Source organism: Breoghania sp. (assembly GCF_963674635.1).
Classification (GTDB): Bacteria; Pseudomonadota; Alphaproteobacteria; order Rhizobiales; family Stappiaceae; genus Breoghania.
Genome location: NZ_OY771475.1, coordinates 1,160,467 through 1,175,574, shown reverse-complemented (window position 1 = coordinate 1,175,574; position 15,108 = coordinate 1,160,467). Strand labels below are relative to the sequence as shown.

General features: G+C 58.6%; 13 protein-coding genes. 6 read left to right on the top strand and 7 right to left on the bottom strand.

The window, feature by feature from the left end:
* Nucleotides 1-289: 289 nt before the first annotated feature.
* Nucleotides 290-3,148 carry a DEAD/DEAH box helicase gene (locus ABGM93_RS05255; RefSeq protein ID WP_321504028.1) on the bottom strand — a complete coding sequence of 953 codons (2,859 nt, stop codon included), beginning with the start codon at nucleotides 3,146-3,148 and terminating at the stop codon, nucleotides 290-292.
* 694 nt (nucleotides 3,149-3,842) lie between these two features.
* On the opposite strand from ABGM93_RS05255, the gene ABGM93_RS05250 reads away from it, so the two are divergent.
* Nucleotides 3,843-4,193 carry a hypothetical protein gene (locus tag ABGM93_RS05250; protein WP_321504027.1) on the top strand — a complete coding sequence of 117 codons (351 nt, stop codon included), beginning with the start codon at nucleotides 3,843-3,845 and terminating at the stop codon, nucleotides 4,191-4,193.
* Between the two features lie 183 nt (nucleotides 4,194-4,376).
* On the opposite strand, the gene ABGM93_RS05245 is transcribed toward ABGM93_RS05250, so the two are convergent.
* The 5 genes from ABGM93_RS05245 to ABGM93_RS05225 all read right to left on the bottom strand — a co-directional run bounded on the left by ABGM93_RS05245 (nucleotide 4,377) and on the right by ABGM93_RS05225 (nucleotide 8,085).
* Nucleotides 4,377-4,643: a hypothetical protein gene (locus ABGM93_RS05245; protein ID WP_321504026.1), complete on the bottom strand. Its 267-nt coding sequence runs from the start codon at nucleotides 4,641-4,643 to the stop codon at nucleotides 4,377-4,379.
* 105 nt (nucleotides 4,644-4,748) lie between these two features.
* The gene (locus ABGM93_RS05240; protein ID WP_321504025.1) at nucleotides 4,749-5,402 is read right to left on the bottom strand and encodes an acyl-homoserine-lactone synthase; all 654 of its coding nucleotides are present in this window, start codon (nucleotides 5,400-5,402) and stop codon (nucleotides 4,749-4,751) included.
* Nucleotides 5,403-5,510: 108 nt separating this feature from the next.
* Entirely contained in the window at nucleotides 5,511-6,242 is a 732-nt protein-coding gene (locus ABGM93_RS05235) for a LuxR family transcriptional regulator (RefSeq protein WP_321504024.1), read from the bottom strand.
* A 2-nt stretch (nucleotides 6,243-6,244) separates the two neighbouring features.
* Complete coding sequence (locus ABGM93_RS05230) at nucleotides 6,245-6,466, bottom strand: hypothetical protein (protein ID WP_321504023.1); 222 nt, start codon at nucleotides 6,464-6,466, stop codon at nucleotides 6,245-6,247.
* A 623-nt stretch (nucleotides 6,467-7,089) separates the two neighbouring features.
* The gene (locus ABGM93_RS05225; RefSeq protein WP_321504022.1) at nucleotides 7,090-8,085 is read right to left on the bottom strand and encodes an endonuclease/exonuclease/phosphatase family protein; all 996 of its coding nucleotides are present in this window, start codon (nucleotides 8,083-8,085) and stop codon (nucleotides 7,090-7,092) included.
* A 234-nt stretch (nucleotides 8,086-8,319) separates the two neighbouring features.
* Here ABGM93_RS05225 and ABGM93_RS05220 point away from each other — a divergent pair, with 234 nt between their 5' ends.
* Nucleotides 8,320-9,525, top strand: coding sequence for a DUF2336 domain-containing protein (locus ABGM93_RS05220; protein ID WP_321504021.1), 1,206 nt, complete (start codon nucleotides 8,320-8,322; stop codon nucleotides 9,523-9,525).
* Nucleotides 9,526-9,647: 122 nt separating this feature from the next.
* On the opposite strand, the gene ABGM93_RS05215 is transcribed toward ABGM93_RS05220, so the two are convergent.
* Nucleotides 9,648-10,481: a phosphodiesterase gene (locus tag ABGM93_RS05215; RefSeq protein ID WP_321504020.1), complete on the bottom strand. Its 834-nt coding sequence runs from the start codon at nucleotides 10,479-10,481 to the stop codon at nucleotides 9,648-9,650.
* Nucleotides 10,482-11,010: 529 nt separating this feature from the next.
* On the opposite strand from ABGM93_RS05215, the gene ABGM93_RS05210 reads away from it, so the two are divergent.
* The 4 genes from ABGM93_RS05210 to ABGM93_RS05195 are packed head-to-tail and all read left to right on the top strand — an operon-like array spanning nucleotide 11,011 to nucleotide 15,091.
* Nucleotides 11,011-13,023: a glycosyltransferase family 39 protein gene (locus ABGM93_RS05210; RefSeq protein WP_321504019.1), complete on the top strand. Its 2,013-nt coding sequence runs from the start codon at nucleotides 11,011-11,013 to the stop codon at nucleotides 13,021-13,023.
* Nucleotides 13,020-13,991: a phosphatase PAP2 family protein gene (locus ABGM93_RS05205; protein ID WP_321504018.1), complete on the top strand. Its 972-nt coding sequence runs from the start codon at nucleotides 13,020-13,022 to the stop codon at nucleotides 13,989-13,991. The genes ABGM93_RS05210 and ABGM93_RS05205 overlap by 4 nt, the downstream gene beginning before the upstream one ends.
* Nucleotides 13,981-14,763, top strand: coding sequence for a glycosyltransferase family 2 protein (locus ABGM93_RS05200; RefSeq protein ID WP_321504017.1), 783 nt, complete (start codon nucleotides 13,981-13,983; stop codon nucleotides 14,761-14,763). Before ABGM93_RS05205 ends, ABGM93_RS05200 begins: the two co-directional genes overlap by 11 nt.
* Nucleotides 14,753-15,091: a lipid-A-disaccharide synthase N-terminal domain-containing protein gene (locus tag ABGM93_RS05195; protein WP_321504016.1), complete on the top strand. Its 339-nt coding sequence runs from the start codon at nucleotides 14,753-14,755 to the stop codon at nucleotides 15,089-15,091. Before ABGM93_RS05200 ends, ABGM93_RS05195 begins: the two co-directional genes overlap by 11 nt.
* Nucleotides 15,092-15,108: the final 17 nt, after the last annotated feature.

The window sequence follows — 15,108 nt, the reverse complement described above, 5'->3', positions numbered from 1 at the left end:
CCATTGTCTGTGAGCAAAGCCCCCTCCACTAATCTTGCTGAATCCTAGTGGCGACCGTAGACGACAAAGTCGCCAGCGGAGCGGAGGTTGCCCTTTCGGGCATTCAAGGTGGCAGGGCGCTCGCCCGTTGCTGCCTGAGCAGCGCCCCGCGAATAATGCTCCCCCAGACTCCGACTTCACACGCATGAGGGGCTATAGGCAGAGCACCAGCGGCGGCGGCTCGCTAGGTTGAGCACATCGCCGTCGCGCTTTGGCCGTTCAGAGGCGCACGAGCCGACCGGCCCGCGCGTTAGAAATTGTTGAAGGGCAGATCTTCAGGGAGGGCAATTCCCGGCGTGGTGAGCCAGTTATGAAGCTGAGCGATAGTCAGGTTGCCATCCTTGATGCGGAGGTAGGCCTCCACCAAATCCACCAGCTCAACAATGCTGAGGTGATTGCAACCCGAGATTGAGGTCGGGACGCTAGGTTCAACGCCAGGACTGCAAATCGTGGTCACCGGCGTTCCGCCCAATCCAGCGATTGCAGCAGCACCGATGACCTCGATGGCATCGTTCAGAGGGACCAATGCCGTTTCCCGTTCCTTGGACTTGACCTCGGCGACGATGTCACTCGCCATGCCGCTCCCCGAAAACTCGATTTTAAGGTCAGGCCAAGCGGGCTTGGTGCCGTCGTCGAGCACAGTGCAGTTGACTCCAATATCTTGGAACGCCACGATTATGGCCGTCTCAAGATTCTTGCCCCTCATGTCGTACAGGTCAGCGACGATTTTTTCGACGCTGTGCCTGATGGCCTTCTTCTCGTGACGTTCACGGAAGTGCCGCCTCTGATCGACCTTCCAGTTTCTCGCGGCGTCACGGACTTGGTTCGCATATGAGACCCGACCGACTTTCGGTAGTGCCGCTTGGCGACGGGCGTCTAGACCATTGCTTCCATCCATCAGCAGGTGGGGGCGCGAAATACCCTGCCGGTGGATGCTCAAGATTTGCATCCGTGTCAGGCGCTTCGCAGGACCTTGGAGCTCAAGTTCTTTCAGCCAGTGGCACCCAGAAGGTAGGCCGTACCCGATGCGCATGGCGTACCTGCGTAGGACGCGAGAAAACTTTCTGATATTCGGCAGAGTGGGGTTCGTAGCTCTCAGCAGCGGATGCCGCGCCGCATCGGCGAGTGTAGGAGAGGACGACGACCCAATGACCTCCGAGACCGCCGCCAGAAGCCAGCTCACGTCGCGCGCCATACTCTCGATCAGCCCAAGGCGAACGTCCGGCACAAGCTGTTCCAGCGTTTCACGGTCAGCCCCAGCCGCCCACTCTGACAGCGCCCGTGCGCCGTTGGCCGCGCCGGGATCGGCGACCCATGGGTACTCGAAAAGCAGCTTCACGAGAGTATCTGCTTGCGGGTTTTCTACCGCACCGTAACGGCTAAAGCGCCAGCTGATATTTCGCGTTCTTGGCCCACCGGTCAGGCTGAATTCGGGGGAGAGCAGGCTTCCGTGTGCGAAGATGAAAAGCAGGTCATCGTCTTGACCTTCTAGTTCAGGCGTGGGTAGCAACTGAGCAGCCTGCTCGCCATGCTCAGTCAGGTATTGCAGGAAGTGTTCAACGGTTTCGGGCTTCAAGCCGCTTCTTGCGACCGCCTTGCCGAACTCGGTCACAACGACTCGGCTCTTCGTCTCAATCAGGCAATGCGTCTCGATGAGCCGGTCGATCTGTAGATCAAGATGCCGCCGCCAATGTTCGACATTGCCGACCCCCTTCTCACCTTCACGGCTCGCGCTGAGTGTCGCAGCCATCAGCGTGAACGCTCCGTCGCGCGTCGTGCAGAGTCCACCCGCGAAGAGTTGGATTACCAGCGCGCCGAAGTCATCCGGCGTGATCCCAACGCCGAGTGTTTCCCGCTTCGAGAAGTCCATCAGCTGCTGGAGGAGAGCCAAATCAGATGCACCACCGGCAGTTGCGAGGACAATTCCCTCATCGGCGCCTTGCCCCATCCGGCCAACGCGCCCCGCCATGTTCTGGAACTCGTCTCGCCGGATAGGCACGTGCGTTCTCTTGTCGAAGTCCCAGCGCTTCCACTTCGAGAACACCGCGCTGCCAAGCGGGAAGTTCACCCCGGCGGCAAGCGTCGACGTTGCAAAGACCACGTCGACGGTCTCTGCTTTCATCAGGTCTTCCACGAAAGAGCGTTCAGCTTCGCTCAGCTCCGCGTTGTGGAATGCGCAGCGCTTGTTGATCAATTGCAGGAGACCAGCGTCCAGATCGAGCCCAGCGGGTGCCTCGACAGACTGCGACACAGCTTGGATCGCGGCCCATTTTTCTGCTAGGTCATAACAGTCATCCACCTTCATGCAAAACACGATGACAGGCTTCTTATCCAAGGCGATAAGCTCTTGGACCATTCCATTGAGTTCCATCTCCTTGACCGTCGGCAACTGGTGGAGAGGCTCGATGCCGTCGGGGGTGGATCTGGCAACCATTCTGCCATTACTCCACCGGCCCTCGATCGTGAGTGACTTCTCGCGCGTGTCGACCTTCACCAAAGACAGGTTGAGCCAATGCGCAAATTGCTGCGCGCCGACATCGTCCATCACTGCGGACAAGCCGATGAACTGATACCACCCGGTTCTCTTAAGGACGGAGAGCAGGAGCTCGACATGCTTCCCCCGACTCCCGTCCCCGATTAGCTGAATTTCGTCGCACACGAATACGACGTCGGACAAGTCTTGAGGGGGGCCACCCGCAGAGATCAGGGCGAGGTACTTCTCGTAGGTGGCAACCAGAATAGTTGCCGTCAGCGGCGCGCTACTGGCTCGTCCGCTCCCGTCCGTCACCCCGTCGCCCGTCGCACACACGAGCATGTGCGAGTCATCGCCGAGCCATGGACCCTGGAATAGTCTCTGAATCTCGTCGAACTTCTGGGACGCAAGTGCACGGTGCGACACTAGGTAAACAAACTTCTTGCCTTGCTCGAGGCCGGTCACGGCGGCCCACCATCCGATAAGAGTTTTGCCAGTTGACGTCGGCGCGGAGACCAGCAGGCTTTCGCCATCAGCAAGGCCAGCATCCAGTGCCGCGTATTGAGCATCAGTGATGCTGTAATCTTCGCCAACGCGAGGCATAAGTTCGGGGGTCTCAAGGACGCGATGGCTCAATTTGCAGCCAGTCGGCAGAGATGTTTTCAAAGGTCACCTTCACAATATATTTAGCTAAGCCACAATCTTAGTGAGCATCCGGGCAGGAACCAAGGGGTATCTTGCACTTCATAGACCTTGTGGGTGACAGACTTTCTCTTTTGCGGGGTGGACACGCTTTATGCGTGGTGTAAATTGGGCACTTCTTGATCCAAACTGCTTTGATGCATTTATCCGCCTGCGCATCGAGGTCATTCGTGACAAGCGCAGCGAATGTCGGCTTCCGGCCCCATTTCCGCCTTTCGTTTCGACCGCAGCGAACTTCCGCTTCCCGCCCATACGGGCAATTGTTCGACCCGCAACGAACGGCAGTTTTCAGGATCAGGAAGAGAGTCTGCAAACGGCCGACTTTAGGGCGCAAAGTGGTCGTCGATTTAATGGCGCCCCGAAAAGAGGCGGATCAGATATCCGCTAATCATTCCTGCAATTGTCAGTACGGTAAGGCTCAACGTCGCCCGGCTCCCACGATCTCGACACGAGCGTCGCAGTAACGGGGGGCGTTTCGGCCCGCTTTAGATGCGGGGCTGATGCCACAAAGTCCCAGTCTAGGATGTTGGGCGAGACCAAATGGCGCATAGCAGACCTCCGCGAACCCAACGATGTTGCTGAGCCTAGCTTAGTAAGATATACGAATGACGTAAATTGGGGGCATCGGATGAATAAGACGATTTCTTGCGTGATTTTGATCATATTCGCAGCAGCATGCGCGAAGAGGCCGGACGCAATCGTTCCTGTCGACATTCCTGTCAGCGCTTATAGCAATCTTTCCTGCGCTAAGCTGACGGCGGAACTCAAAGCTGAACAGGCACGGCTAGAGAGCCTAAAAGTCGCGCAAAACAGCGCTGCAACCGGCGATGCCGTGGGGGTCTTCTTAATTGGAGTGCCCACATCTTCCGTTTTTGGGGGAGATAAGGAGGGGCAGGTAGCCGTTTCAAAAGGAAAGGTTATTTCCATCCGATCCACAATGGCGCACAAGAGATGCGTAGCCCCATCGTCGCCCTTATAATGAAAATGTAATATGGCAAAGGAGGGGCGCGCGTCGGAGCGCGCTCCGAGACTTAATCAATATGGCTTGGAGGTTTCCGGCTTCTTGGACAGAGCTCCGGGGAGGGGGCCCCTACTCGGGGCGGCTAAATTCGCGGGGAGCGGCAGGTTGAGCGCTAATCGCGAACTTTGATTGGAAATCCTACTAGTTTTCCAAGTCAACGTCGGTCGAGAAGCGTTCGCATATCAAGCGGAACTTTTCGTTCAAATTAGACCATGGCTCCTGAATGCCACGATTGATATCGGTCGTCGCATCAAGATAACCTGCCGCCTCAAGGAGCCCTGCGAGATAGGCGCTGCTCGGGTGCATGGCCTCGACCAGAACAGCAATCGGATCATTTGCCTTCCAACGAGCAAACGCCTCCTCAATTGCCTGTTCTGAGTGGCTGAAACGAACAACGGTTTTCGGCATTTTCCCCTCCTTGCAGCTGCGCAGCTCTCCATCTGTAATATGCGCGCCGACCGGCGGGGATAAGTCCCCACCGGCCCGACATGCACGGATTGTCTCGCCGCCTGGCTATACGAAGGCCGCCAGGGGATCAGTCGGAGCAGGCTTCTCAAGCACAGAGCCTGCAAACCCGCCAGCCTGCCGAAGGTCGTTGATCATCTCATCATCCGTCGCAAAAAGCCCTGCATAGGCCATCACCTTGCCGACGTGCTGGGGCCGACCGATGGTCTCCGCCTTGCAGCCCGCACGACGGACAATGCGGGCCATCATGGCGTCATAGACGCTGACGATGTGAGTGAGTCCGATCAACTGCCCGACTTCAGCCATTCCGAGCAAAAGCTCGGCCGTGATCTGGTTGATCTGGCAATTGGATCGTTCTGCGGCGCAGGCGAGCTGTGGATCGACCGAGAACCTGGAGCTTTCCCAGATCAGGCCACTCGCAACCTCCATTCCGGGCTCCAGAAGGGCCGGAAAAACGTCACGAAGCATGTTCGGACCGGTGGTCGGCAACAAGCGAACCGAACCGCGAACATCTTCCGTCTCTGGGTCGATGGAAACGACATAGAGCGGATTGCAATCGTCGAATTCGTCGATTTCCCATCCGTCGTCGACCTTGACGTCCCAACCGAGACGTTCATGGAAAACCTGATAGCGAATTGAGTGCATGCGGTCGATTTCGAAGGAGTGCGAAGCGCGGTCGATACCCTGAATAAGCCTGATCATAATCGTCTCCGTAAGAATGTGTGCCGTCGATGGAGATGACTATTCCGTATTTTTCGCAGGCCCATAATTCGTCGAATATGACGGAATGGCCAAGCAACGGAAGGCCGCCTATCCTGGAATGTTTATGAGGTTGGAGGCGATTGCTCGTGCGACGGCGTGGGTAACATTGATTGCGTTCAATTTATGCCTGGCAGTATCGAGATAGCAGCGCACTGTTCGCTCAGAAATATTGAGGATAGTTGCCACATCCTGGTGGGTTTTTCCCTCCGCAGCCCACTTGAGACATTCGGATTCGCGAGGCGAAAGATGGGCATTCTCGACCGACACGCGTTCGGTCCTGAGCACCATCTCATGGACGAAATGAGCGATGGTCTGGAAGTCCCGCATGTAGTTCGTCTTGATCGACTTCCATTCCGCATCTGACGCGTCAGAGGTGATCGAGAACATGGCGAGTTCACCGCCAGCGCCCCGGATTGGGAAGGTCATGCCTTTGTCGCCAATCCCAAAGTCCTGCGCTTCGCCAAAGAACGTTTTCGTGTTGGTGTGCTTGCGATCAAAGCTCCCCCAATCGGTGGGCAACATCCTTTGCAAGCCTGCCGGCAATACCGGGTCGACCTTGACGAACTCACGATCTTTGTAGTGGTTCACCCAATCCGCGGAATATGTCGTTGCAATGTAGGGTTCACGCCGGGTCAAATCCGGCAGTCGCGCAGCGAAATAGGCTGCATGCCTCAACCCATAGAGGTCAGAAATACGTCGCAGCATCGCTTGCCCGTCTTGCATCGATTGAATCTGCTCAAACTCATCGATGATTTCGGCAAAGGAATTATCGATATGCATGATCACCCCCAGTATCTAGACTGGAGGAAACTATCCTGCCCCTGCGTCCATTTACCAAGGTCTTTTTGCAGATCTGTTTCAATTTCAGGGGCCAGTTCGCTCAACGCGAGCTCGACGAAATTGACATATGGTCGTTTCATCCGGCGTAGCTCTTCCGCACAAAAGGACAGCGTACCGTGGAGATAAACCAGCTTCTCCAACTCCAGAAATTTATCTGACTTCATTACAATCTCCCGCACCGAACTGGGGGCAGGATATTGGCTACGTGTTTTAGTGGTATCTGGCGTTATGCCCCTGACAATGGTGCATCGTCATATATGACGGGTCAGAGTTTGTAGAGAACGCTGAAAACCTCGAAGGCCAGAATGGCAAATGCTGGAGGTGCCCGCTGCCCACAGCGGCTTGCAGAAGTCACAGGTCACGAACTGTCGTGAAACCACTGGTCGAGGTTTGTTTCAGCTGGTGGATGTGAGGATGACTGGGAAGCAGGGCTTAACAGCGAAATTCACAACACCACTCTGCAGCGATGAAGTATCCAATTATCAAATATGATGAAATGGAAATGCGCGTTCGTGCTCCCAAACCAGGTGCGCTACCAGACTGCGCCATGCCCCGAACCGCGATAGATGCTTGGTTCGTATAGCTGTTCGTCGCTCAGAGCGCAATCGCTGGAAACGCGAAAAACACAAGCGGAAAGGCCGCTCTTGTGGATGGTCGCAGACCGCGATTTCTTCTGTTTTTCAAGTGGTCGGCAGAGTTTGCGTTGCGCGCAGGTCCGCGCATGACATCCTGGATTGATGGACGGTTTCACACGTTGGCGACCGTTCAGGGGAGCGACCGGGCGGTCTCAGCTCTTGCAGTTGAATTCGACCCATAGCGGATAGTGATCAGAGATCCGGTGTTGAAGCTGGCTACGGGTAATGGGCGTTTCAGTATAGATATATGGCACGAAATCAAAGCCGCCGCCGGTCACATATTCCATGTTGAGCTTGCGTCTGCCACCGCTCTCGAACCATGCGATCTGATCGTAATATTTGTCGAGGAGAGGGGCGTCGTCGCTGGCGAATATCGAACGTTTGGTCTTGTGCAGATCGGCTGGGACCGTCAGGCCGGTGCTGACAAAGGCGCGCCACAGATCATCGCCGTGCCGGTCGATGTTGAAGTCGCCCAACGCGATCAGGTTCTGGCCGTAGGTCGTCGTCTTGTTGGCCCAGTCCGCAATCCATTCCGCAATACCCTTCAGTTCGGGTATGCGCCCGCGGGAGTCGCCGCCATAATCGACATGAAGGGTCACGAGGATGAACGTCTCGCCGCCGGCGCGAAAGCTGACCGCATAGGGCGTTCTGGCGAATTGGCGTTGCAGGGCGCCTGATGGCAAGACGCTGTCCCAGTCGTCCGGAATGACAAGCTCGCCCGCAAGGCCTGAAAGCTGAACCCGTTGTGTGTTGAAGAGGAAACCCATCCGCTCTGAGTTGCCCTTGTCGCCGCGGGTGATGTCCGTAATGAGGAAATTCCAATCGAGGCCGAGGGTCTTGATCAGCGACCGCAGGGCCAGCAGGTCGCCCTTGATTTCCTGAATGGCGACGACATCGAAACGGGAGATGACCTCCGTTATGGCCCACAATGCGCGCCAGTCACGCTTGGGACTGTCATCTGGCCCCGCCAGCCATTCTTCCGTAAGCGATGCGAAAGCCTTGAGGTTCCAGGTGCCGATGAGGAGATTTCGAGGAGCCTCACGTCTCGGTGGAATTGTCATGTCGAGGGCCGCGCGCAGCGCCTCCATTTCACGGGCAACGAACTCAGGGGCGCGAGGGTCGCGCCAGGAAATAAGGGAATTGGACATTGCAAAACCTCTCATGAGAAAGGCTTATTAGGCAGGACTGAATGCAAACGGGCAATTCGAATGGAGGGAGAACCGCGACACCAAAAAGCTCGGGAAAGCGTGCCCTGTGGGGAGGGGGAAACGGTTTCTCGAATTGGTGGAATTCCGGATGCGGCAACCGTCCGGAGGATTTGCATGTTGCAATGGCTTGCATAGCCAGACCCGGATTTACCAGACGGAAAGCATAGCGACCGGTTGTTGCGGCAACTCACTGTGCAGCATGGTAAAAATGCAGGAAAATTCGGGGAAGAACGTCAACAAGGGACAATAAAGATGCGGGTTCTGAACCTGGTAGAGTTGGCGCGAGATCGCACCGCAAAGGGGCGAAGCGCCCTCGTGAAGGCGATTTCGGAGGTTTTCTTCCAGGATAACCATATTCCAGGTGACGTTGAAAAACGTCTGTTTGGAGATGTGGTTTCGAAAATTCTCGATCAGGTGGCCGACGAGATACGTGCCGATATCGCCGATCAGATCGCGCGCTCGGAGCATGTGGATCGGGATCTGGTTCTGAAACTCGCCAACGACGACGAAGTCGTTGCAACGCCTATTCTCCAAATGTCTCCTCTGCTGCGGGATTCGGATCTTGCAGAAATCGCACGTGCCCGCGGCGAGGCTCATCGCTTGGCCATTGCCGGTCGACCGGCAATCGGAGAAGCCGTCACCGATATTCTGACCGAAATCGGCGGAGAGGAAGTCCTTCGTCAGGTCGCGTCGAATCGGGGGGCCCGGTTCTCCATGGTAGGGCTCGGTCACCTTCTTCATCGCGGCGGCAACGATCCGGAAGTGCAGCTCAGTCTGGCCAAACGAAGTGGCGACGAAGCTGCCTTCGCCAACAATCTGCGTACCTCCTTGACGGACGAGTTGCGTTCGCGCCTCGGGGCTTTTGCATCGCTGGTCGACAATGGGAAGTTTGAGGAGGCAACGCGGCGCGCATCCGCCATGATCGAGCAGGGCATGAAGGAAAGCGCGCACCGCCAGCTTGAACGCAGTGCACTCTATGATTCCATACGTGACGGGCGGCGCACGCTGGATTCCGTGCTGAGCGAACTCGCCATGGAAGAACGCCTCGATGACTCGATCTGGGTCATGGCGAACCTCTTGCGCCTTGAGGAAACGACGCTCAGGCGTTCGATCTTGCACTGCGATATCTCATCCATCGTGGTGCTGTGCCGTGCCACAACGATGGGCATGCAGGGGTTCTTTTCCCTCTCCCGCCTGGTTTGCCGCCATACGGGGCGCGACGAGGGCGACGTGAACCAGCTTGCCGACGCTTTTTCCCGGACCCGTCAGGAGGATGCCCGGCGCACCGTCCTTATGATCCGCGAGGCCCAGCGCAACCAGATGACCGAAGAGCGACAGGCTACGCGGGGCAAGACCGGAAAAAAGGTTGAAGCCGCATAGGCGGCGCTTCGAGGCCCGCGAGTGCCGGCAACAGAACCGTAAAACGCAATCGGCCGCTTCCCTGGAGCGGCCGTTTCCTTTTCGCAGGGCCGCGGTCGGTGACGATGCTCGCGCCGCCTTGATCAGTATCCGGGCCAGCTGACACCTTCGCCCGCCCAGAACGGGTAGGGGCCATCCGCCTTTTCCACATAGGCGGTGTGCGTGATGAGCCCGCTTTCAGGTGTCCAGTGGTGAAGGTAGTAGGCGGCCGGTTCGAAGTTGAACTGGGCGGGTGCGCCTTCTTTCAGAGCCAGTACCACCTGATGGCCCACGCTCGGCGCAATAGCCACAACCTTGCCCCCACATGTCCCGACGATACCCCGGTGATCGTGACCGCAGATAATCCGCTCCACCTGCTGGTGACGCTCCATGATTTCAGCAAATCGGTCCCCGTCATGCAGATTGATCGCATCCATGTGATGGATGCCCATCCGGATGGGGGGATGGTGAAGCGCGATAATTGTCGGCACGTCCGGCGCTGCGGCCAATGCCTCATCCAGCCATGCGCATTGGTCTTCGCCGAGAGTGCCATGGCCCGCGCCTGGAACGGAGGAATCGAGCGCAATGAGACGCAGGTCTCCGATCTGTGCCACATAGCGGGTCCGATCCTTAGGCCCCTGATCAAAGCCGGGGGCATCCGGAAACGCAGCCTTCAGCAACTCAGAATCGTCGTGATTTCCAGAGAGCAGAAAAAGCGGCATCTGAAGGCCGGCGAGGATTTCCCTTGCGACAACATATTCGCGCGGATCTCCCTGGTCTGCGATGTCGCCGGTTACGACCACCGCGTCGGGGCGCGGGTCCATCGCATTGAGGGCTTCAACCGCCCGCTCGGCGAGTTTGTTGGTTTCGCTGACACGGTAACAGGCGAGCCCGCGCGGTTTCAGGTGAAGGTCGGTGATCTGGGCGATGAGGGTCATAGGGTTTCTCTCTGGATTTGATGCTTCGGTTACGCTCGATCGGGAGAGCAGGCTTGAGATCGGCCGCGCGGGCCCATTTGGGTCTTTCACCCCCGGTGCGTCATGTGATCGGTGCATGACATGAAACATCACCCTGCGGCACAATGAAGCTCGGAATCGACCTTTCGTCCATCATCCTGTAGGACTTGCGCAATCCCCCGTCAAAGACGGTCGCCACTGCATCCGGAGCCGGGTTTTGAGCGAACCAGACAAGAACAATACGACCAAGGAAGCGTCCGTCTCGGAAACGGCAGATGCCGATGCCGCAGCACGGAATATGGCGACGCTTGAAAACCCGGTTGAAACCGAAACCGATCATCCCGCTGGCGAGGTTTCGAAACCGGCTACTGCAGAAAAAGCGGGCAAGCAGAAGTCCGAAGGCAGGAAGAGGACTTCGAGGGAGAAGAAATCCGCCGGGACCGGAAAGACGGCTTCAAAGCCCAGTGTGGACGCTGACGGTGAAGCGACTGGCCAGCCAGGGGCTGAGCCAATGTCAGAACCGATCGTCAGCGAGACGGTGATCGCAGAGCCGATAAATAGCCCGGATGCGGATAGCAAATCTGACGACGGTGCGGCGGAAGTCGCCAGCGTTGTGAGCCCGCACGAGACGTCGAAGACGGACGCCGAAACACCGGCGGACAGGCCCGAGGCGACAGCTGCCGCTGACGATAGCGGTCCGCAGGCGAGCGAGCCGGAAGCGCATGGCGAGGCGCCGGAGGCCCCGCAGACCACGTTTGAGGCTGACGACGAGCCCCGAGGCGAGGAACCTGAGGGCGAGGAATCTGAGAGCGACGAGGAACGCGCGGCCAACGATGATGCGGCCTCTGCGCTTCCGCCGTTGCCCAACACCACGCAGCCTCGCTGGTTGCGTGTCTGCGGTCATTCCGGCCTTGCCCAGATTCTGCTTCTCCTTCTTGCTCTTGCCGTGTTCGTGCCTGGTTTCTGGACGGTACCGCCGCTCGATCGTGATGAACCGCGCTTTGCCCAGGCCTCCAAGCAGATGCTGGAGAGCAACGACTTCGTCGATATCCGGTTTCAGGTTGAGCCGCGCTACAAGAAGCCGATCGGGATCTATTGGCTTCAGGCCGCTGCCGCCAAGGCCACCGGCTACGACGCCGACGCGCCGATCTGGGTCTACCGGTTGCCCTCCATTATCGGTGCAGTTCTCTCGGTTCTGCTGACATTCTGGGTCGCACGGGCTTTCACCGGGCCGCCACAGGCGTTGCTTGCTGGAATTTTCGTGGCTCTGGCGATCGTGGTTGGCGTCGAGGCGCGTCTTGCGAAGACCGACGCCATGTTGCTGGCGATGATCCTGGTTTCCCAAGGTGCGCTGGCGCGCATGTGGCTGAACGAGCGCGCAAGACAACCGCTCGCATTGGTCCTCGCATTCTGGATCGCAATGGGCCTCGGGGTGCTGATCAAGGGGCCGGTTGCGCCCATGATCAGCGGCCTGACCGTGCTCGCGCTGTCGCTCATGACCTGGCGTTGGCGCTGGATCGGCTCTCTGCGCCTGTTATGGGGCCTCGGGATCCTGATTGTTCTCGTCGCGCCGTGGTTCATCTCCATCGGGATCGCGACCAAGGGTGCGTTCTTCCAGGAGGCGCTCGGCAAGGATCTCTTCGCCAAGCTGGGGCAGGGGCAGGAGAGCCATGGTGCGCCGCCGCTGACCCATCTGGCGGCGATGTTCGGAACGTTCTGGCCGATGCCCGCCTTCCTGATCGCGGGCCTGGCAGCGATCCTTCGCTACCGCAAATCCGCTCTGGTAAAGTTCTGCGCGGCCTGGGTGATCCCGAACTGGATCGTCTTTGAGGTGGTGGCGACCAAGCTGCCCCACTACACCATGCCGCTATTGCCCGGGCTGGCCATTCTCACCGCGTTCGGTCTCGCGGCGACGTCTGAAACCCTGCCGCGCCGCTGGCTGCGCTGGGTGTCGGTCGTTCTCTTCGCTGTCGTGCCGCTGGGTCTCGCAGGCGCGTCCCTTGTCGGGCCGGTCTTGTTGCATGACATTCCGTCGCCGCCGGGCGCCATGCTGATCGTCTTCTCCGCCATTGCCGCCATCTATGGCGCACGTTGCATGTTGACGCGGCCAATGGTGGAGGCGATCCCGCGTGTGATCCTCACCACGCTGCTTCTTTATGGCGGTGCGTGGGGCTTCGCCATGGAGGCATTGAAACCGATCTGGATCAGCCCGCGTCTGGCCCAGGCCGCAAGTCAGGCCGTCGAATGCGCCGATCCGCAGATCTACAGCGTCGGCTTCAATGAGCCGAGCTTCATCTTCCTGACCCGCACGGACACCATACTTGGCCGCGCAGATGGAGCCGCATCGTGGTTGGCGGAAGGCGGATGCCGCGTCGCGACGGTGGAAAGCCGTTATGAAAGCGATTTCCTCGACCGGGCGAGAGAAGAAGGGGTGGCGCTGACCCTGTCGTCTCGGGTAGAGGGTGTGAACATCAATGGCGGCGACGAGCTGAATATCGCAGTCTACAAACGGACGGACATGTGAGCCTGAACGCAAAGGAGGGCTCCGACGCCCAGTCGGAGAACAAAGCAACCGCGAAAACGCCGCGCGAACGCTTTGACGCGGCGCGCGCGCGTGTGGGTGCAAATGTCTGCGCGTTGCGCCAGAACCTGGCACGCCGGAACGAACGCGCCGGGCGTGCGGTTGGCCCCCAGCCGGTCGGGCATCGCCCGCAGGACCTTGCCGCAATCCTTCTTCTGACTGTCGGCATCGCGGTGATTGCGTTCGACACGCCGTCCTACCCCTGGATCCATTCACTGCCGCGGGCCTATGCGGATTTTTTCCGTGCGATCACTGATATTGGCAAGTCCCACTGGATCTTGTGGACCTCGGGCCTTTTCATCATGGCCACCATGGCGATGGATTGGCGAAGACTCGCCTTCCGCGTGCGCTTGTCGATGACACTGATCTGGACCTATTGCGCGTTCATCTTCTTCACGGTTGCCGCCAGTGGCGTGATCGCGTTGATCCTGAAATGGTCGCTTGGCCGTCCTCGTCCGAAGCTGTTTGAGCAGGTCGGTCCGCTCGGTTTCGACTTTCTGGCCTTCAATATCAGCTACACCAGTTTTCCTTCCGGCCATTCAACGACCGTGGCCGCGCTTGCCACCTCCTTGTGCCTCATCTTTCCATCTTGGCTGTGGTTGATTGCGGTTTGCGGCTTCTGGCTGGTCTTCTCGCGCATCATGGTCGGTGCGCATTACCCCAGCGACGTCATCGCCGGAACGCTTCTGGGTGTGGCAATAACGCTTTGGACCGCGCGTTACATGGCGGTCCGCCGCCTTGGTTTCGCCATCGTGCCGGGAAAAGGAATGCGCCCGATCGCCAGCGGTCGCACCCTTCGTCTGGCCATATCAACGCTTGGCCGTGCCGTTTGGGCCTCCTTGAAGGGTCGCCGTCAAAAAGTGACTGGCAGCCCGGCGCAAGACACAGAGAACATGACAAATGACCGCTAACGACACGCCCGTGCCGGCTGAAGGTGCAACCGTCTCCGGTACGCCTGCCGTCTCGGTCGTTATTCCCGCAAAAGACGAAATCGGAAACCTGCCGGGTCTCATCGAGGAAATCCGCTCCGCGCTCGACGGAACGGATTTTGAGGTGATCCCGGTTGATGACGGGTCTTCCGATGGCACCGACCGAATGCTGGCGGAGCTGCGGGCAGCCTCCCCATGGCTGCGTCCGGTGCGTCATGCACGCGCCTGCGGCCAGAGCTGCGCGGTGCGCACCGGCATGCTCCACGCACGCGGTGACATCGTCGTGACCATCGATGGCGACGGCCAAAACGATCCGGCCTATATCCCGGCCATGGTCTCAGCACTGAATGCCGCTGGCCCGTCGGTCGGCCTGTGCGCCGGTCAGCGCGTCGGACGCAAGGCCACGACCTTCAAACGGTATGCCTCGCGTTTCGCCAACAAGCTGCGCGGTGCGATCCTGAAGGACAATACCCGCGATTCCGGTTGCGGGCTCAAGGCCGTGCGTCGTGAGATATTCCTGCGGCTGCCCTATTTCGACAGCTGGCACCGCTTTCTGCCGGCCCTTGTCATGCGTGAGGGATACGGCATCTGTCATGTCGATGTGGTCGACCGCGAACGCCGCCACGGCGCCTCGAAATACGGCGTCTTCGATCGTGCGCTGATTGGCGCGCTGGATCTGTTCGGCGTGTGGTGGTTGCGCCGGCGCCGCAAGTCGCTGCCTATCGTTTCGGAGATCCCTGTCAATGGCGAGTAGTGGTTGGCTTGCGGGCCTGTATGAATGGTTTCATCAGGTCTTCATTGCGCAGTTCGATGTCTGGGTCATCCTCGGGCTGGTCGCTCAGGGCATGTTCATGATGCGCTTCGTGGTGCAATGGATTGCCTCCGAGCGGGCGGGCAAGTCGATTGTGCCGGTCGCTTTCTGGTTTTTTTCGGTTTTCGGCGGCGTTTTGCTTCTGGTCTATGCACTGATCAGACAGGATCCGGTTTTCATCGCCGGTCAGGCATTGGGTCTCACCATCTATTTCCGCAATCTCTATCTGATCTTCCGGGAGAAGAAGGAAGCACTGCCGCCCAAGGATTGAGATCAGTAGCAGGCGCC

What these genes read in the sequence shown, in the direction of transcription:
- ABGM93_RS05250 (WP_321504027.1), top strand. Translation starts at nt 3,843, where the DNA reads ATGAATAAGACGATTTCTTGCGTGATTTTGATCATATTCGCAGCAGCA.
- ABGM93_RS05245 (WP_321504026.1), bottom strand. Translation starts at nt 4,643, where the DNA reads ATGCCGAAAACCGTTGTTCGTTTCAGCCACTCAGAACAGGCAATTGAG.
- ABGM93_RS05240 (WP_321504025.1), bottom strand. Translation starts at nt 5,402, where the DNA reads ATGATCAGGCTTATTCAGGGTATCGACCGCGCTTCGCACTCCTTCGAA.
- ABGM93_RS05235 (WP_321504024.1), bottom strand. Translation starts at nt 6,242, where the DNA reads ATGCATATCGATAATTCCTTTGCCGAAATCATCGATGAGTTTGAGCAG.
- ABGM93_RS05230 (WP_321504023.1), bottom strand. Translation starts at nt 6,466, where the DNA reads ATGAAGTCAGATAAATTTCTGGAGTTGGAGAAGCTGGTTTATCTCCAC.
- ABGM93_RS05225 (WP_321504022.1), bottom strand. Translation starts at nt 8,085, where the DNA reads ATGTCCAATTCCCTTATTTCCTGGCGCGACCCTCGCGCCCCTGAGTTC.
- ABGM93_RS05215 (WP_321504020.1), bottom strand. Translation starts at nt 10,481, where the DNA reads ATGACCCTCATCGCCCAGATCACCGACCTTCACCTGAAACCGCGCGGG.
- ABGM93_RS05210 (WP_321504019.1), top strand. Translation starts at nt 11,011, where the DNA reads ATGTCAGAACCGATCGTCAGCGAGACGGTGATCGCAGAGCCGATAAAT.
- ABGM93_RS05200 (WP_321504017.1), top strand. Translation starts at nt 13,981, where the DNA reads ATGACCGCTAACGACACGCCCGTGCCGGCTGAAGGTGCAACCGTCTCC.
- ABGM93_RS05195 (WP_321504016.1), top strand. Translation starts at nt 14,753, where the DNA reads ATGGCGAGTAGTGGTTGGCTTGCGGGCCTGTATGAATGGTTTCATCAG.